This window comes from Pseudomonas hydrolytica, from assembly GCF_021495345.1.
Classification (GTDB): Bacteria; Pseudomonadota; Gammaproteobacteria; order Pseudomonadales; family Pseudomonadaceae; genus Aquipseudomonas; species Aquipseudomonas hydrolytica.
This window is the reverse complement of record NZ_CP099397.1, coordinates 2,997,724-3,015,018: the sequence shown is the minus strand read 5'-3', so window position 1 is coordinate 3,015,018 and position 17,295 is coordinate 2,997,724. Positions and strand designations below refer to the sequence as shown.

Annotated in this window: 11 protein-coding genes, 2 tRNA genes and 3 rRNA genes; 11 read left to right on the top strand and 5 right to left on the bottom strand. The window is 60.6% G+C overall.

Features of this window, described 5'->3' with window-relative positions; all coding sequences use genetic code 11:
- Nucleotides 1–476: 476 nt before the first annotated feature.
- The 5 genes from L1F06_RS13955 (at nucleotide 477) to rrf (ending at nucleotide 5,693) form a co-directional block, all read left to right on the top strand.
- Nucleotides 477–2,012 (top strand): 16S ribosomal RNA (locus tag L1F06_RS13955).
- An 85-nt stretch (nucleotides 2,013–2,097) separates the two neighbouring features.
- Nucleotides 2,098–2,174, top strand: a tRNA-Ile gene (locus L1F06_RS13950).
- Nucleotides 2,175–2,196: 22 nt separating this feature from the next.
- Nucleotides 2,197–2,272, top strand: a tRNA-Ala gene (locus tag L1F06_RS13945).
- Nucleotides 2,273–2,525: 253 nt separating this feature from the next.
- Nucleotides 2,526–5,418, top strand: a 23S ribosomal RNA gene (locus L1F06_RS13940).
- 159 nt (nucleotides 5,419–5,577) lie between these two features.
- A 5S ribosomal RNA gene (rrf, locus tag L1F06_RS13935) occupies nucleotides 5,578–5,693 on the top strand.
- The 16S, 23S and 5S rRNA genes sit together here with 2 tRNA genes alongside, the layout of an rRNA operon.
- A 201-nt stretch (nucleotides 5,694–5,894) precedes the next feature.
- On the opposite strand, the gene queD is transcribed toward rrf, so the two are convergent.
- From queD to L1F06_RS13920, 3 genes are read right to left on the bottom strand one after another with little or no spacing between them, the layout of a single operon-like run.
- A complete protein-coding gene (gene queD, locus L1F06_RS13930) occupies nucleotides 5,895–6,251 on the bottom strand; it encodes a 6-carboxytetrahydropterin synthase QueD (RefSeq protein ID WP_003239652.1) in 357 nt (118 codons plus the stop codon).
- 54 nt (nucleotides 6,252–6,305) lie between these two features.
- Nucleotides 6,306–7,142 (bottom strand): hypothetical protein, encoded by an 837-nt coding sequence (locus tag L1F06_RS13925; RefSeq protein ID WP_129482292.1) that lies wholly within the window; start codon nucleotides 7,140–7,142, stop codon nucleotides 6,306–6,308.
- Between the two features lie 50 nt (nucleotides 7,143–7,192).
- Entirely contained in the window at nucleotides 7,193–8,272 is a 1,080-nt protein-coding gene (locus tag L1F06_RS13920) for a patatin-like phospholipase domain-containing protein (protein WP_129482293.1), read from the bottom strand.
- A gap of 148 nt (nucleotides 8,273–8,420) precedes the next feature.
- On the opposite strand from L1F06_RS13920, the gene L1F06_RS13915 reads away from it, so the two are divergent.
- The 4 genes from L1F06_RS13915 to L1F06_RS13900 are packed head-to-tail and all read left to right on the top strand — an operon-like array spanning nucleotide 8,421 to nucleotide 11,021.
- A complete protein-coding gene (locus L1F06_RS13915; RefSeq protein ID WP_003239655.1) occupies nucleotides 8,421–8,729 on the top strand; it encodes a PepSY domain-containing protein in 309 nt (102 codons plus the stop codon).
- Complete coding sequence (locus L1F06_RS13910) at nucleotides 8,729–9,043, top strand: PepSY domain-containing protein (protein ID WP_003239656.1); 315 nt, start codon at nucleotides 8,729–8,731, stop codon at nucleotides 9,041–9,043. The genes L1F06_RS13915 and L1F06_RS13910 overlap by 1 nt, the downstream gene beginning before the upstream one ends.
- The gene (locus L1F06_RS13905) at nucleotides 9,043–9,711 is read left to right on the top strand and encodes a response regulator transcription factor (protein ID WP_129482294.1); all 669 of its coding nucleotides are present in this window, start codon (nucleotides 9,043–9,045) and stop codon (nucleotides 9,709–9,711) included. The genes L1F06_RS13910 and L1F06_RS13905 overlap by 1 nt, the downstream gene beginning before the upstream one ends.
- A complete protein-coding gene (locus L1F06_RS13900) occupies nucleotides 9,708–11,021 on the top strand; it encodes an ATP-binding protein (RefSeq protein ID WP_129482295.1) in 1,314 nt (437 codons plus the stop codon). The genes L1F06_RS13905 and L1F06_RS13900 overlap by 4 nt, the downstream gene beginning before the upstream one ends.
- Nucleotides 11,022–11,100: 79 nt before the next feature.
- Here L1F06_RS13900 and L1F06_RS13895 read toward each other — a convergent pair whose 3' ends face one another.
- The gene (locus L1F06_RS13895) at nucleotides 11,101–11,697 is read right to left on the bottom strand and encodes an NADPH-dependent FMN reductase (RefSeq protein ID WP_129482296.1); all 597 of its coding nucleotides are present in this window, start codon (nucleotides 11,695–11,697) and stop codon (nucleotides 11,101–11,103) included.
- A gap of 130 nt (nucleotides 11,698–11,827) precedes the next feature.
- Nucleotides 11,828–13,972, bottom strand: coding sequence for a methyl-accepting chemotaxis protein (locus L1F06_RS13890; protein ID WP_003239660.1), 2,145 nt, complete (start codon nucleotides 13,970–13,972; stop codon nucleotides 11,828–11,830).
- Nucleotides 13,973–14,174: 202 nt separating this feature from the next.
- On the opposite strand from L1F06_RS13890, the gene L1F06_RS13885 reads away from it, so the two are divergent.
- Together L1F06_RS13885 and ctpM are read left to right on the top strand one after the other, a co-directional pair.
- On the top strand, nucleotides 14,175–15,494 hold the full coding sequence (locus L1F06_RS13885) for a Na+/H+ antiporter family protein (RefSeq protein WP_129482297.1): 1,320 nt from the start codon (nucleotides 14,175–14,177) through the stop codon (nucleotides 15,492–15,494).
- A gap of 118 nt (nucleotides 15,495–15,612) precedes the next feature.
- Nucleotides 15,613–17,295: a methyl-accepting chemotaxis protein CtpM gene (gene ctpM / locus L1F06_RS13880; RefSeq protein ID WP_096826314.1), complete on the top strand. Its 1,683-nt coding sequence runs from the start codon at nucleotides 15,613–15,615 to the stop codon at nucleotides 17,293–17,295.

Sequence of the window (17,295 nt, the reverse complement as noted above, 5' to 3'; positions counted from 1 at the left end):
TAATCAATAAGTTAAGTTGAAAGAAGGGCTTGCAAAGCTGGATCTGGCGTGTAGAATGCGCGCCGGTCGACAGGGTGGTGGTTTGATCCTGTCGGTGCTTCGGTCGAATGGATCGAAAGCGGTTTGAAAGAGGTGGTTGACAGCGGTTTTGAACGCTGTAGAATGCGCCTCCCGCTGGAGAGAAGAAGTTCTGATCGAAGGCGCAAGTGGTTGAGTAGAAAAGAGTTTCTCCGGAAACAAATTCGAAAAACAGCTTGACAAAGAGAGGGGCTGCTGTAAAATGCGCGGCCTCGGTTGAGACGAAAAGCTTAACCAACTGTTCTTTAACAACTGAATCAAGCAATTCGTGTGGGTGCTTGTGAGGTAAGACTGGTAGTCGACTGATTATCAGCATCACAAGTAACACTCGTGAATTCGAGAGTTTATTTGCGATTGCTGAGCCAAGTTTAGGGTTTTCTCAAAACCCAAGCAGTATTGAACTGAAGAGTTTGATCATGGCTCAGATTGAACGCTGGCGGCAGGCCTAACACATGCAAGTCGAGCGGATGAAGGGAGCTTGCTCCCTGATTTAGCGGCGGACGGGTGAGTAATGCCTAGGAATCTGCCTGGTAGTGGGGGATAACGTTCCGAAAGGAACGCTAATACCGCATACGTCCTACGGGAGAAAGCAGGGGACCTTCGGGCCTTGCGCTATCAGATGAGCCTAGGTCGGATTAGCTAGTTGGTGAGGTAATGGCTCACCAAGGCGACGATCCGTAACTGGTCTGAGAGGATGATCAGTCACACTGGAACTGAGACACGGTCCAGACTCCTACGGGAGGCAGCAGTGGGGAATATTGGACAATGGGCGAAAGCCTGATCCAGCCATGCCGCGTGTGTGAAGAAGGTCTTCGGATTGTAAAGCACTTTAAGTTGGGAGGAAGGGCATTAACCTAATACGTTAGTGTTTTGACGTTACCAACAGAATAAGCACCGGCTAACTTCGTGCCAGCAGCCGCGGTAATACGAAGGGTGCAAGCGTTAATCGGAATTACTGGGCGTAAAGCGCGCGTAGGTGGTTCGTTAAGTTGGATGTGAAAGCCCCGGGCTCAACCTGGGAACTGCATCCAAAACTGGCGAGCTAGAGTACGGTAGAGGGTGGTGGAATTTCCTGTGTAGCGGTGAAATGCGTAGATATAGGAAGGAACACCAGTGGCGAAGGCGACCACCTGGACTGATACTGACACTGAGGTGCGAAAGCGTGGGGAGCAAACAGGATTAGATACCCTGGTAGTCCACGCCGTAAACGATGTCAACTAGCCGTTGGAATCCTTGAGATTTTAGTGGCGCAGCTAACGCATTAAGTTGACCGCCTGGGGAGTACGGCCGCAAGGTTAAAACTCAAATGAATTGACGGGGGCCCGCACAAGCGGTGGAGCATGTGGTTTAATTCGAAGCAACGCGAAGAACCTTACCTGGCCTTGACATGCTGAGAACTTTCCAGAGATGGATTGGTGCCTTCGGGAACTCAGACACAGGTGCTGCATGGCTGTCGTCAGCTCGTGTCGTGAGATGTTGGGTTAAGTCCCGTAACGAGCGCAACCCTTGTCCTTAGTTACCAGCACCTCGGGTGGGCACTCTAAGGAGACTGCCGGTGACAAACCGGAGGAAGGTGGGGATGACGTCAAGTCATCATGGCCCTTACGGCCAGGGCTACACACGTGCTACAATGGTCGGTACAAAGGGTTGCCAAGCCGCGAGGTGGAGCTAATCCCATAAAACCGATCGTAGTCCGGATCGCAGTCTGCAACTCGACTGCGTGAAGTCGGAATCGCTAGTAATCGTGAATCAGAATGTCACGGTGAATACGTTCCCGGGCCTTGTACACACCGCCCGTCACACCATGGGAGTGGGTTGCTCCAGAAGTAGCTAGTCTAACCTTCGGGGGGACGGTTACCACGGAGTGATTCATGACTGGGGTGAAGTCGTAACAAGGTAGCCGTAGGGGAACCTGCGGCTGGATCACCTCCTTAATCGAAGACATCAGCTTCTTCATAAGTTCCCACACGAATTGCTTGATTCATAGTCGAAGACGATGCTGTAACGCGACCCTGTTATAGGTCTGTAGCTCAGTTGGTTAGAGCGCACCCCTGATAAGGGTGAGGTCGGCAGTTCAAATCTGCCCAGACCTACCAATTGCTTGGTGCAGAAGATTACGGGGCCATAGCTCAGCTGGGAGAGCGCCTGCTTTGCACGCAGGAGGTCAGCGGTTCGATCCCGCTTGGCTCCACCACTCTCGCGCGTTGCGGTAGAAGGAAAGAGTTCAGAAATGAGCGCTTCAGGGTAGACCTGGTGAGTGCTGATTTCTGGTCTTTTGACCGGTAGAAAATCGTTCTTTAAAAATTTGGGTATGTGATAGAAGTGACTAACGACGTGTTTCACTGCACGTTGTTAATCAAGGCAAAATTTGTAGTTCTCAAGACGCAAATTTTCGGCGAATGTCGTCTTCACGATTGAGACAGTAACCAGATTGCTTGGGGTTATATGGTCAAGTGAAGAAGCGCATACGGTGGATGCCTTGGCAGTCAGAGGCGATGAAAGACGTGGTAGCCTGCGAAAAGCTTTGGGGAGTCGGCAAACAGACTGTGATCCAGAGATCTCTGAATGGGGGAACCCACCTAGGATAACCTAGGTATCTTGTACTGAATCCATAGGTGCAAGAGGCGAACCAGGGGAACTGAAACATCTAAGTACCCTGAGGAAAAGAAATCAACCGAGATTCCCTTAGTAGTGGCGAGCGAACGGGGACTAGCCCTTAAGTTGGTTTGAGTGTAGTGGAAGGCTCTGGAAAGTGCCGCCGTAGTGGGTGATAGCCCCGTACACGAAACGCTCTTATCAATGAAATCGAGTAGGACGGGGCACGAGAAACCTTGTCTGAACATGGGGGGACCATCCTCCAAGGCTAAATACTACTGACTGACCGATAGTGAACCAGTACCGTGAGGGAAAGGCGAAAAGAACCCCGGAGAGGGGAGTGAAATAGAACCTGAAACCGTATGCGTACAAGCAGTGGGAGCCCACTTTGTTGGGTGACTGCGTACCTTTTGTATAATGGGTCAGCGACTTATATTCAGTGGCGAGCTTAACCGAATAGGGGAGGCGTAGCGAAAGCGAGTCTTAATAGGGCGCTTTAGTCGCTGGGTATAGACCCGAAACCGGGCGATCTATCCATGGGCAGGTTGAAGGTTAGGTAACACTGACTGGAGGACCGAACCGACTACCGTTGAAAAGTTAGCGGATGACCTGTGGATCGGAGTGAAAGGCTAATCAAGCTCGGAGATAGCTGGTTCTCCTCGAAAGCTATTTAGGTAGCGCCTCGTGTATCACTGCTGGGGGTAGAGCACTGTTTCGGCTAGGGGGTCATCCCGACTTACCAAACCGATGCAAACTCCGAATACCAGCAAGTGTCAGCACGGGAGACACACGGCGGGTGCTAACGTCCGTCGTGAAAAGGGAAACAACCCAGACCGTCAGCTAAGGTCCCAAAGTTATGGTTAAGTGGGAAACGATGTGGGAAGGCTTAGACAGCTAGGAGGTTGGCTTAGAAGCAGCCATCCTTTAAAGAAAGCGTAATAGCTCACTAGTCGAGTCGGCCTGCGCGGAAGATGTAACGGGGCTCAAACCATACACCGAAGCTACGGGTTCATCCTTTGGATGAGCGGTAGAGGAGCGTTCTGTAAGCCTGTGAAGGTGAGTTGAGAAGCTTGCTGGAGGTATCAGAAGTGCGAATGCTGACATGAGTAACGACAATGGGTGTGAAAAACACCCACGCCGAAAGACCAAGGTTTCCTGCGCAACGTTAATCGACGCAGGGTTAGTCGGCCCCTAAGGCGAGGCAGAAATGCGTAGTCGATGGGAAACGGGTTAATATTCCCGTACTTCTAGTTACTGCGATGGAGGGACGGAGAAGGCTAGGCCAGCACGGCGTTGGTTGTCCGTGTTTAAGGTGGTAGGCTGGTTTCTTAGGTAAATCCGGGAGATCAAGGCCGAGAGCTGATGACGAGCGTTCTTTTAGAATGCGAAGTGGTTGATGCCATGCTTCCAGGAAAAGCTTCTAAGCTTCAGGTAACTAGGAACCGTACCCCAAACCGACACAGGTGGTTAGGTAGAGAATACCAAGGCGCTTGAGAGAACTCGGGTGAAGGAACTAGGCAAAATGGCACCGTAACTTCGGGAGAAGGTGCGCCGGTGAGGGTGAAGTATTTACTACGTAAGCCCATGCCGGTCGAAGATACCAGGCCGCTGCGACTGTTTATTAAAAACACAGCACTCTGCAAACACGAAAGTGGACGTATAGGGTGTGACGCCTGCCCGGTGCCGGAAGGTTAATTGATGGGGTTAGCGCAAGCGAAGCTCTTGATCGAAGCCCCGGTAAACGGCGGCCGTAACTATAACGGTCCTAAGGTAGCGAAATTCCTTGTCGGGTAAGTTCCGACCTGCACGAATGGCGTAACGATGGCGGCGCTGTCTCCACCCGAGACTCAGTGAAATTGAAATCGCTGTGAAGATGCAGTGTATCCGCGGCTAGACGGAAAGACCCCGTGAACCTTTACTATAGCTTTGCACTGGACTTTGAGCTTGCTTGTGTAGGATAGGTGGGAGGCTTTGAAGTGGGGACGCCAGTTCTCATGGAGCCATCCTTGAAATACCACCCTGGCAACCTTGAGGTTCTAACTCTGGTCCGTCATCCGGATCGAGGACAGTGTATGGTGGGTAGTTTGACTGGGGCGGTCTCCTCCCAAAGAGTAACGGAGGAGTACGAAGGTGCGCTCAGACCGGTCGGAAATCGGTCGTAGAGTATAAAGGCAAAAGCGCGCTTGACTGCGAGACAGACACGTCGAGCAGGTACGAAAGTAGGTCTTAGTGATCCGGTGGTTCTGTATGGAAGGGCCATCGCTCAACGGATAAAAGGTACTCCGGGGATAACAGGCTGATACCGCCCAAGAGTTCATATCGACGGCGGTGTTTGGCACCTCGATGTCGGCTCATCACATCCTGGGGCTGAAGCCGGTCCCAAGGGTATGGCTGTTCGCCATTTAAAGTGGTACGCGAGCTGGGTTTAGAACGTCGTGAGACAGTTCGGTCCCTATCTGCCGTGGACGTTTGAGATTTGAGAGGGGCTGACCTTAGTACGAGAGGACCGGGTTGGACGAACCTCTGGTGTTCCGGTTGTCACGCCAGTGGCACTGCCGGGTAGCTATGTTCGGAAAAGATAACCGCTGAAAGCATCTAAGCGGGAAACTTGCCTCAAGATGAGATCTCACTGGAGCCTTGAGCTCCCTGAAGGGCCGTCGAAGACTACGACGTTGATAGGTGGGGTGTGTAAGCGCTGTGAGGCGTTGAGCTAACCCATACTAATTGCCCGTGAGGCTTGACCATATAACACCCAAACAATCTGCCCTCAACGCAGAGGGTGTCGATGGTGAAGTCGACAACAGCCGAAAATTTGCGAGAGCTACAGGCCCAAGGGCCAAGCCAAACGACTGTCACATACCCAATATGGGGTCGCGTCTAAACCACGAGACTCCAACCGAATTGCTTGACGACCATAGAGCGTTGGAACCACCTGATCCCATCCCGAACTCAGAAGTGAAACGACGCATCGCCGATGGTAGTGTGGTGCTTCACCATGTGAGAGTAGGTCATCGTCAAGCTCCTATACGAAACCCCAGATCTCGAAAGAGGTCTGGGGTTTCTTCTTTTTGGCTGGAAAACACAGAGCGCGTAGGGGGCGCTGTGCGCACCGCTGATGACGCGGTTACAAAGGTGCGCGCGGCGCACCCTACGTAGTAGTGCTTTATCGGCATCAATAAAAAGGCCACCTGGAGGTGGCCTTTGCTGTTTCTGGGCAATGATCAATCGCCGCGGTATTCGCAGCCGCTGGTGCAGGTTTCGTGGATGCGTACCCGCGACAGTTCCGGCAGCAGCGGTTTGACCTGCTGCCAGATCCACTTGGCCAGTACTTCGCTGGTGGGGTTTTCCAGGCCGGGTATGTCGTTCAGGTAGTTGTGGTCGAGCTGCTCGTAGATCGGTTTGAAAATCGCCTTGATCTCGGAAAAGTCGCGAATCCAGCCGGTGTAGGGATCGACTTCACCTTCGATGTACAGGGCAACGCGGAAGGAGTGGCCATGCAGGCGGCCGCATTTGTGGCCTTCCGGCACGTGTGGCAGGCGGTGAGCCGCCTCGAAGATGAACTCTTTGAACAATTCCACTGTACAGCGCTCGCGTAAGACTGCCGAAAATCCGGCTTTGAGCCGCGCAGTTTATCAGGTCTCTTCGGCTGTCTGGGCACTCAGCAGTCGGCGAATCTCTTGCGCCACGTAGTGATGAAAGCGTGGGTCGTGCCAATAAGCCAAGTGGCTAAGCGGGGTATGACGTAGGTACCAGGGACCTACCGCCATGGCGCGATCTTCATGGACCCGCTCGGTATAGCCTGGAACGGGTCGAAGCGGGTAGCCAAGCGGGTCAGCCGGTGCGTACAGGTTCAGCCAGCGAGCCTGCTGTCGCATCGGCTCGGTCAGGCAATGGCCGGGGAAGCGGATGGGTTGCACCGGATCGTAAGCGAAGGTGAATAGGGGAATATTGCAGCCGAAGGTGATGATGCCCGCGAGCGTCTCGAGGGCCAGGAAGGGGTCAAGAGGGCAGCTTGGCGTGGCGTTGAGTTTCTGCTGGTCCCAGGCGTAGTTGGAGAATATGTGCCCGCCCAACGAGTGGGCCACGACCAGTAGCGGTGTCTGCGGATCAACCTGGGCGCGCAGGGCGTTCAGGCCATTGCGCACACACTGATGAACTTCCTGGTAGGTGGTGTCGTAGGCTTCGCTGACCTTGCGATAGCCGGCAGCATCACCCAGAAACAGGGTGACCGCTCGACGCAACCAGCGCCATGTGACCGGCTCATGCGCGAGCCTGGCGAGAAAGGCTTCTTCGCGCTTGTCGAGCACGCTGGCCCAGTAAAGCGTCTGGAACGCCACCTGTTTGGCATCGTCGCCCAGTCTTTGGCGAAGGCCCAGAATCAGGCTCTGCGCGAATAGATGCTGACCTTCGAGGTCGCGACTGTCCGGCTGCTTGCCTATGCCATGAATGATTGCAACTGCCAGCTTCATAGCTCCTCCCTGATCCGAAGCAGACTACGTGGAGCTGAAGCTTGCGTCCATCAGAGGGGCTGCAGGCGCTCGGCCAGGCGTCCACTTTCGACCAGTTCGAGGAACTCGTCGCCCAGACGCACGCTTTCCGCCATCGCTTTGCGCCAGTACTGCTCGCGACCGGTATCGTTGCCCAGATAGCGCTTGAAGTCGGTACGGTCGGGGAGTTTGCCGTGCGGCAGGCGGGCCAGGTAGTCGCGAGAGGGCGCCAGCAGCAGGACGTCCTGCAGGCGGTTGCGGTCGCCGCGGCGCCACGGCATGCCCTTGTCGAACCAGCCAGGGATCACCCGGTCGGTGAAGTGCGGGTAGAGCACGATATCCTCGCCGTGATAGGGCAGGTCGAGGTGATAGTCGAGCAGCCCGCCGTCACGGTAGGCGCCTGGCTCCAGGCCGGGAATTTCGCGAATCGCTTCCATCACCATGGGTATCGAGCCGGAGGCGAGCAGGGCCTGGCGCAGGTTCTGCGCCGTCAGCGCATGAAAATGCGAGCGGAAGTCGCTCAGCTGCGCCAAGGGCGGCAGCTGCCGCGCATCATGCAGGATCACCCGATCAAAATGACGCCCCAGGCGCTGGCGAGCGAGCAGGTTGTTACCAATCACCGAGGACAGCCCAAGGCTGAGCTTGCCGCGATGGTCGTGCTGCAGCAGGCCATGGCTTTTCACCACGACGATGTGCAGCCGATAGTGCGGGTTGGCGACGATGCTCGCATCCTGATCGGCGAGAAGCTCGTGGAGCATCTGCCGGCAACTGCCGGAAACATCGGCCATGCTCACGCCCTTGGCGAAGCGCTGGGCGGTATACAGCTCACCGAGGCGGCGAATGCCGGCAGACGGATCGGGCAGGCAGGCGCTGGCGAAGCGCCAGGACCCGATGGAGGCGCCGATCAGGGCGCGCTCGCGGGGCGCACGTGCCAGCCAGTCGCCAAACAGCGCCAGATCCAGCCCCTGGATGCCGATGCCCTTGGGGCCACCCGCAGCGCCGGGCAGAATGCCGACGTCCGCCGGGCTCAGGCCATCCTGGCGAATGCGCGCCAGGGCACGGGGACCCGCCTTGATGGTCAGGGCCGGGGATTTGATATGGATCGCGCTCATGTTCGCCTCCTTTCGCAGCAGGCGATTATAGAGCGCTGGGCGGGCAGGCCAAGCGACTTCACGGGGTGAATGACATGACCCGAATTCAGCTTGAGTTAAGTGCCTGGGCCTAGAGTGACAGGCATGGATTCAGCTGACGGAGAGACTCATGAACCGATTAATCAGCCTTGCGACACTTGTCACCCTTGCCGGTGTGGTTACCATTGCCCAAGCCCGCGATCTTGGCCCGGACGAAGCAAAGCGTCTGCAGGATGCCGGCACCATCAAATCTTTCGAGCAGCTCGATGAAGCGATCCTTGCCCAGCACCCTGGCGCGCGTATCGAGGAAACCGAGCTTGAAGACGAATACGGCCGCTACATCTACCAGGTGGACCTGCGAGATGCTCAGGGGCAACAGTGGGATCTGGAGCTGGACGCCAGCACCGGGGAAATTCTCAAGAACCACCAGGACGATTGATGAACCTGCGTAGCACCCTCGCACTTGCGCTGATCCTCACCTGCGGTTTGGCGGCCGCTCCGGGTCTGGCCCGCGACCTCGATCAGGACGAGGCGCTGCGCCTGCGCCGCGAGGGCGTGATCATGCCGTTCGAGCAGTTGATGCAGCATGTCGGGCAGGCCTATCCCGGTTCGACATTGCTGGAGGCCGAACTGGAGGAAGAGGACGGAATACTGGTGTACGAGGTGGAAATCCTCACTCTCCAGGGTGTGGTGCGTGAACTGGAACTGGATGCCCGCAACGGCAACATCCTGAAGGACGAGGAAGACGACTGATGCGCCTGTTGCTGGTGGAGGATCACGTACCCCTGGCCGATGAGCTGACCGCCAGCCTGACGCGCCAAGGGTACGCCGTGGACTGGCTGGCCGATGGCCGCGATGCTGCCTATCAGGGCGCCAGCGAGCCGTACGACCTGATCATTCTCGACCTCGGTCTGCCGGGCAAGCCTGGCCTGGAGGTGTTGCAGGAGTGGCGTGCCGGCGGCCTGGCGACGCCAGTACTGGTGCTGACTGCGCGTGGCTCCTGGGCCGAGCGCATCGAGGGGCTCAAGGCCGGTGCCGACGACTACCTGACCAAACCTTTTCATCCCGAGGAACTGGCTCTGCGCATCCAGGCGCTGTTGCGCCGTGCCCATGGCCTGGCCAACCAGCCGCAACTGGAAGCCGCCGGTCTGCAGCTGGACGAGAGCCGTCAGTGCGTGACCTCTGGCGGTGAGGTCATCGACCTGACGGCCGCCGAGTTTCGTCTTCTGCGCTATTTCATGCTGCATCCCGGGCAGATCCTGTCCAAGAGTCATCTGGCCGACCACCTCTACGACGGGGAAACCGAACGCGATTCCAATGTCATCGAGGTGCACGTCAACCGTCTGCGCGGCAAGCTCGGGCGCAACGTGATCGAGACGCGTCGAGGCCAGGGTTATCGCTTTACCGGAGAACGGGGTTGAGGTCGATTCAGCGCCGGCTGAGCCTGGGGCTGGCCGGTGCGCTGCTGCTGGTCGGATTGATTCTGGCGCAGGCCAGCCTGTGGGTATTCGACCGCGGTCTGCGTGCTTACCTGGAGGAAGACCTGCGCGACGAGGCGCAGGGGCTGCTCGCCGCTCTGGTGCGTGGGCCGGCAGGGCTGCAGCTGGACGAGCGACGTCTGGACCCCTCATTTCAGCGGCAGTTTTCCGGGCACTATTTCCGCATCGACTTCTCCGACCGTAGCTGGCGTTCGCGCTCGCTCTGGGACCGCGAGCTGCTCAAGCCGGATACCCAGGGCATGCAGGTGGAGCTGGGCGATGGCCCGCAAGGTCAGCGTCTGCTGATCTACCGCGCCGATTACCGCCGCTATGGCGAGAATCTGTCGATCAGCGTGGCCCAGGACTATCAGCCGATCCTGCAGAGCTTTCGCCGCATGCAGTGGTTGGGGCTGGGCATGGGCGGGGCGGCGCTGCTGCTGATTCTTGTCGCCCAGCGCTACACCGTGCGCCGCGCGCTACGGCCGCTGGAGCAGGTGCGGCGGCAGATCGCCCAGCTGCAGCAGGGCCGCCGCTCCGATCTGGATGCCGAGGTGCCCGAGGAACTGGAGCCGCTGGTGGCGCAGATCAATCACCTTCTGGCTCATACCGAAGACACCCTGAAGCGCTCGCGCAACGCCCTGGGCAACCTTGGCCACGCCCTGAAAACGCCCTTGGCGGTGCTGATCAGCCTGGCCGGACGCGAGGAGCTGAGGGCACATCCGCAATTGCGCGCCAGCCTGCGCGAACAACTGGAGCAGATCGAGCAGCGTCTCAGCCGCGAGCTGGGTCGTGCGCGTCTGGCCGGCGAGGTGCTGCCCGGCGCGCGTTTCGACTGTGCCCAGGAGCTGCCCGGCCTGTTCGCCACCCTGGCGATGATTCATGACCGCGGTTTGCATCTGGAATGGCAGGCGCCGGAGGGCCTGATAGTGCCGCGGGACCGCGAGGATCTGCTGGAGCTGCTGGGCAACCTGCTGGACAACGCCTGCAAGTGGGCCGAGCAGCAGGTGCTGCTCTCGGTGGAGGAGGTCGCCGACGGCCATCGGCTGCTCGTCGATGACGATGGCCCCGGCATCGATGCCGAGCGGCGCGAGGCCGTGCTCGGCCGCGGTACCCGTCTGGACGAGCAGGTGGCAGGGCATGGCCTGGGCCTCGGTATCGTGCGCGATATCATCGAGGCCTGGAACGGCCGTATCGAACTGCTGGACAGCCCCTTGGGCGGGCTGCGAGTGGTAGTCAGCCTGCCACGGCGTTGAACCTTTGACTCACGCCAGGCGGTCCATCGCCTGGTGGGTTAAGCGGCGCAGTGCCTTACGGGGCGTGCACCGCTGTCTCTTACATGCCGTTAGCGAAGGCCGGATTGGCGAAGGTGATGGCCGCGCGTACCGGCTGCAGGGCGTGGGCGTAACGCACCAGCACGTCGAGGGCATAGTCGATACGGGCGCGGATGCGCTCGTCGGCCTCGTCCACCGGCTGCGGACCGTTCAGTACCTTCTCCACCTGGCGCACGATCAGGTGCTCCGGCAGATAGCACAGGCGGCAGTTCTTGTAGCTCGAGGCGCGCAGCTCGCTGATCGGATAGGCGCCACCGATGCCGGAGGAAACGCCCACCAGCAGGCCCGGCTTGTGCGCCAGCTCGGCCTTGCTGGCGTAGATGAAGAAGTTCTTGATGGCCGGGCAGGCCATGCCGTTCCACTCCGGTGCGATGATCACCACGGCGTCGGCGGCTGCCAGCTGCTGCTGATACATGGCCCAGGGGCCGGCATCTTCGGCGGGCCACAGCGGCAGCGGGGCCAGACCCAGATCGATGATGCTGCTGGTGTCCTGGCTGGTATAGCCCAGCTCGATCAACCGCTGGCGCAGCACCCGCGCGACCTTCCCCGATTGGCTGTTGTTGCGGCTGGAGCCGGCGACCAAGGCGATATTGAGCATGCTGCTTCCCCCGAAAAAAGAACGCAGGCTAGGCGATAGCCTGCCTGCGCCGCAAGGGAAGCGCCGCCATGGCGTCATGTCCGCCTCTGCGCCGGCCGGATTTCGGTGCGCACGGCGCACCCTACGGGTGTCAGACGCGGAACTGATCCATCAGGCTCTGCTGGTGATTGGCCAGGCGGTTGAGGTTCTGGCTGACCTGCGCCGACTCGTCGGCCTGCGCGGTAATGGCCTCGGTGACGTCGCGGATCGAGGCGACGTTGCGGTTGATCTCCTCGGCCACCGAACTCTGCTCCTCCGCGGCGCTGGCGATCTGCAGGTTCATGTCGGTGATCAGGCTGACGGCCTGACCGATGCGCTGCAGCGCCGCCACGGCCTGGCTGACTTGCTCGACGCTGCCCTGGGCCTGGCGATGGCTGCTGTGCATGGTGCTGACCACCTCACGGGTGCCGTTCTGCAGGCCTTCGATCACCTGGCGGATTTCTTCGACCGAATCCTGGGTGCGTTTGGCCAGATTGCGCACCTCATCGGCGACCACCGCGAAGCCGCGACCGGCCTCGCCGGCACGGGCCGCTTCGATGGCTGCGTTGAGGGCGAGCAGGTTGGTCTGCTCGGCGATCGAGCGAATCACCTCGAGCACCGAGCCGATCTGCTCGCTGCTGCTGGCCAGGCCCTCGACTTCCTGCATGGCCACGTTCATTTCGTTGGCCAGCAGCTCGATGCTGCTGGTGGTCCTGTCGATCACCTGCAGGCCTTCGCGGCTGGCCTGGTCGGCGTTGCGTGCGGCCTCCGCTGCCTGTGCGGCGTTGTGCGCCACGTCTTGGGCGGTGGCGCTCATTTCCTGGAAGGCGGTGGCCACCTGATCGACCTCACGATATTGCTGCTGCATGCCGGCGCTGGTCTGGCTGGCGATGGCGGCCGACTGGTCGGCGGTGCTGCGCGCATCGAGCACGCTGCTCTTCACGTCGGCGATGATCGGCTGCAGCTTGTCGAGAAAGCGGTTGAACCAGCCGGCCAGCTCGCCCAACTCGTCCTGCCTGGCGTATGGCAGACGACGGGTCAGGTCGCCTTCGCCACTGGCGATGTCCTTGAGCATGGCGGCCACACCGAGAATCGGTCGGGTCACGCCGCGCGCCGTCAGCCACATCAGCAGCAGACCGGCCACCACCGCCAGCAGGCCCATCAGCAGGGCGGTCAGGCTGTCGCTGGCACGGTTGGCATCGAGCTGATGACCGAGCTCGATGGCGCGGGCCAGCAGCACCTTCTCCGGCACCTCGAGCAGCACGCTCCAGGGCTGGGCTTCGGGGATCGGCCTGAACGGGCTGACGACGCGCAGCATGTCGCCGTGATGCAGCTCCGCCTGGCCGCCGGCCTTGATCAGCGCGGCCAGTTCGCTGGCATGCTCGGCATAGGCTCGGGCGACCGGCAGGCTGAGCAGGCTCTGATCGCGGCTGTGGCCGGCGAGCAGGGCGCCGGGGCTGAAGATGCTGATATGGCCCTGGCCGTCGTACAGGTCGCGATTGGCCTCCAGGCTGATCTGCTGCAGGCTGGCCAGGCTGATGTCCACGCCCATCACGCCGATCACCTTGCCGTCCAGTTCCAGGGGGAAGGCGATGCTGGTCATCAGCGTCTGCTGGCCGCCGACCTCGTCGTAGTAGGGTTCCAGCACGCAGGTCTTGCGGGTTTCGCGCGGGCAGGTATACCAGGCGTTGTAGGCGACGCCGTTGGCCCCGGGCGTGGTGTCGCCGAGCAGCTGTTCGGTCATCGATTCGGACTCGAGCTGGCCCGGGGTGGGCTGCGCCCAGTACAACGAGAAACGTCCGGCGTCGTTGCTGCCCAGCTCGGCCTGGTCGGCGAACAGTTCGTCCTTGCCGTCCAGCGCGTTGGGTTCGAATACCAGGTAAAGGCCGAGCAGGGCGGGGTTGGCCTCCAGGCTGGTTCGTACCTGGCGTGTCAGGTCTTCGCGCAGGTCGAAGGCATCGAGAAAGCGTTTCTCGGCCTGTTCGCGCAGGAACAGGATCTGCCGGGAAAAGCCCTTGCCATATTGATAGGCGTCCATGAAGTAGCGCTGGATGCGCATGGCCTGCAGCTCGCCACGCGCCTGCAGACGCAGCTTGGCGCTTTCCTCCAGCATGCTGGAACTGGCCTTGTCTACCAGGGCGGCGCTGCGGCTGGACTGATACTGCGATGCTCCCACCAGCAGGGTGACGATGGCGAGCAGGCAGAGGCCGGCGAGCAGGGTGATCTTCCATTGGATCGAAAGACGGCTGAACAGCATGGTGCGTTCCTTTTCCTCGATGGACTACAGCGGGTTATCGGTGCGCGCAGGCGTTTCTTTATTTTGGTGCAGTGTGGGCGGGATTATGCACGTTTTGCTTTAAATTCTGAACGTCGCACTTTTGACAGGATAGTCCGCGTGCGGCAGAGTACGCGGCTTTTTGCACCGGCTACACCGGTGCCCGTGGTAAGTGGAGCGAGTCATGAACGCAGTGATAGCCGCCGTCGGCATCATGTTGGTCCTCAGCCTGTGCCGGGTGCACGTGGTGGTCGCGCTGATCGTCGGTGCACTGGCTGGCGGGCTGCTGGGCGGCCTGGGCGTGGAGGGCACCTTGAAGGCCTTCAACCAGGGGCTTGGCGGTGGCGCCACGGTCGCGCTGTCCTACGCCTTGCTCGGCGCCTTCGCCGTGGCCATCGCCAAGTCCGGCCTGGCCCATGCCCTGGCGGACAAGGCGCTGGCACTGGTGGGCAGACAGCAAGGCGAGGGCGGTGGCCTGCTCAAGTGGCTGCTGATCGCGCTGCTGCTGGCGGTGGCGATCGCCTCGCAGAACCTGCTACCGATCCATATCGCCTTCATTCCGCTGCTGGTGCCGCCGCTGCTTTACGTGCTGAGCAAGTTGCAGCTCGATCGGCGCCTGATCGCCTGCGTGCTGACCTTCGGCCTGATCACGCCCTACATGTTCCTGCCGGTGGGCTTCGGCGGCATCTTCCTCAACGAGATTCTCCTGGCCAACGTGGCCAAGTCCGGCGTCGACGTCACGGGCATCAGCATCACTCAGGCCATGGCCATTCCGGCGCTGGGCATGCTGGTCGGCCTGCTGGTGGCGGTGCTGTTCAGCTACCGTGGCAAGCGCGTCTACGACCTGCAGAAGATCGCCCAGGCCGAACGGGTCGACGTGCAGTACAACCCGCTGAGCCTGCTGGTGGCGGGCGTGGCCATCGCCGCGGCATTCGTCGTGCAGCTGTGGCTGGACTCGATGATCATCGGCGCCCTGGCCGGCTTCGTGATCTTCTCGGTTTCCGGGGTGGTGCGCTGGAAAGAGGCGGACGGCCTGTTCACCGAGGGCATGAAGATGATGGCCATGATCGGCTTCATCATGATCGCCGCGGCCGGCTTCGCCGAGGTGATGAAGACCACCGGCGAGGTCAAGACCCTGGTGGACAGCGCAGCGGCGCTGATCGGTCACGACAAGGCAGTCGGTGCGCTGCTGATGCTGCTGGTGGGCCTGCTGGTGACCATGGGCATCGGCTCGTCGTTTTCCACCATTCCCATCATCGCCGCGATCTTCGTGCCGCTGGGCGTGCAGCTGGGCTTCAGCCCGCTGGCCATCGTCTGCATCGTCGGCACGGCGGGGGCGCTGGGCGACGCCGGCTCGCCGGCCTCCGACTCGACGCTGGGGCCGACCTCGGGCCTGAATGTCGATGGCCAGCACAACCATATCTGGGACAGCGTGGTGCCCACCTTCCTGCATTACAACCTGCCGCTGCTGGCGTTCGGTTGGGCCGCCGCCATGCTGCTGTGAGGCGCAACTGTACGCCGGATTAAGTTCTCGGCGTCTTGGGTCGCTTAACTCTTCCACGGGGCTGCCGATAGATCGGTAGCCCCGTTTTGTTACTGCCTGGCCCATGAGGAAAAACACGATGCGTCTGACATTGAAAGCCAAGGTGATACTGCTGGCCCTGGTACCGGTAATCCTCTTCGCCCTGGTGCTCAGCGGCACGGCGGCCAGCATCCTGCAGCGTCTGGCCGCGGACGAGGTGGCCGAGACCCGTGAGCGCCTGCTGCAGGAAAAACGCAGCGAACTCGAGCACTACATCCAGATCGCCCTTGGCGCCGTGCGGGGGCTGTACGACGGCGCCAGCCAGGGCGACATGGCCAGTCGCGAGCAGGCCATCGCCATTCTCTCGAAGATCAAGTACGGCGCCGATGGCTACTTCTTCGGCCACGACTCCAACGTGGTGCGCCTGTTCCGCGGCGACAGTCCGGTGGACGTGGGCAAGAGCCTGGCCGACCGCCGCGACCCCAATGGTGTGTACATCAACCGCGAGCTGGTCAACGTGGCGAAGAACAACACCTACTTCGTCAACTATTCCTCGCCGCTGCCGGGCAACGAGTCGGTGCTGGTGCCGAAGCTGGCTTACAGCTACTACCTGCCGAAGTGGGACATGGCCCTGGGCACGGCGCTCAATCTCGATGGCATCGAGGCGCAGATCGCCGAAGTCGAGGTGGAGATCGAGCGGCGTATCGGCACCATCATCACCAGCATCGTGGTGGTGGCGGCGATTCTGCTGCTGGTCTTCGGTGTGGTCGGTGTCTGGCTGGGCAACGCCTTCCTGCGTCCGCTGCAGCAGATCAAGGCCAACCTCGACGACATCGCTGCGGGCGAGGGCGATCTGACCCGACGCTTGCCGATCACCAGCGACGACGAGCTGGGGCAACTGGCCGGCTCCTTCAACCGCTTCGTCGAGAAGGTGCACGGCCTGGTGCGGCAGATCGTCGAGATGACCGGCCAGCTCACCGAACTGGTCGGCCAGGTCTCCGAGCAGGCGCAGCGTTCCGAGCAGGCCATGGCGCAGCAGCGCCACGAGACTGACCAGGTGGCCACGGCGATCAACGAAATGTCGGCAGCCGCCCACGAGGTGGCCAAGAGCGCGCAGAACGCCGCCGAGGCGGCGCAGCAGACCGATCACGAAGGCCAGGCTGCCAAGGGCGTGGTGGATGGCAGCATCCAGCGTATCCACGCACTGGTCGAGGACATTCGCAGCAGCGGCGTGTCGCTCGACAGCCTGCAGCAGGACGTACAGTCCATCGTCAGCGTGCTGGACGTGATCCGCTCCATTGCCGAGCAGACCAACCTGCTGGCGCTCAATGCGGCCATCGAGGCCGCGCGAGCCGGCGAGGCGGGGCGTGGCTTCGCCGTGGTCGCCGACGAGGTGCGTGCCCTGGCCAGCCGCACCCAGCAGAGCACCCAGGAAATCCAGGGCATGATCGACCGCCTGCAGCAGGGCACCCAGGAGGCGGTGACCTCCATGCGCCGCTCCAGCGATGCCGGTGAGGTCACCAGCGAGCAGGCCAACAAGGCTGGCGCCTCGCTGGATGCCATCGCCCACCTGATCGCCACCATCAACGCGATGAACGCGCAGATCGCCAGCGCCGCCGAGGAGCAGACGGCAGTGGCCGAAGAGATCAACCGCAGCGTGCACCAGATCGCCGTCGCGGTGGACAGCGTCGCCGATGAAACCCAGCGCGGCGCCCAGACTGCACGCAGCCTGGCCGGCCTCGGTGAGCGTCTCGGGGCGCTGGTGCGTCAGTTCCGCATCTGA

Coding starts and splice junctions, on each gene's coding strand:
- L1F06_RS13925 (WP_129482292.1), bottom strand. CDS start 7,142: ATGAAGCTGGCAGTTGCAATCATTCATGGCATAGGCAAGCAGCCGGAC.
- L1F06_RS13920 (WP_129482293.1), bottom strand. CDS start 8,272: ATGAGCGCGATCCATATCAAATCCCCGGCCCTGACCATCAAGGCGGGT.
- L1F06_RS13915 (WP_003239655.1), top strand. CDS start 8,421: ATGAACCGATTAATCAGCCTTGCGACACTTGTCACCCTTGCCGGTGTG.
- L1F06_RS13910 (WP_003239656.1), top strand. CDS start 8,729: ATGAACCTGCGTAGCACCCTCGCACTTGCGCTGATCCTCACCTGCGGT.
- L1F06_RS13905 (WP_129482294.1), top strand. CDS start 9,043: ATGCGCCTGTTGCTGGTGGAGGATCACGTACCCCTGGCCGATGAGCTG.
- L1F06_RS13895 (WP_129482296.1), bottom strand. CDS start 11,697: ATGCTCAATATCGCCTTGGTCGCCGGCTCCAGCCGCAACAACAGCCAA.
- L1F06_RS13890 (WP_003239660.1), bottom strand. CDS start 13,972: ATGCTGTTCAGCCGTCTTTCGATCCAATGGAAGATCACCCTGCTCGCC.
- L1F06_RS13885 (WP_129482297.1), top strand. CDS start 14,175: ATGAACGCAGTGATAGCCGCCGTCGGCATCATGTTGGTCCTCAGCCTG.
- ctpM (WP_096826314.1), top strand. CDS start 15,613: ATGCGTCTGACATTGAAAGCCAAGGTGATACTGCTGGCCCTGGTACCG.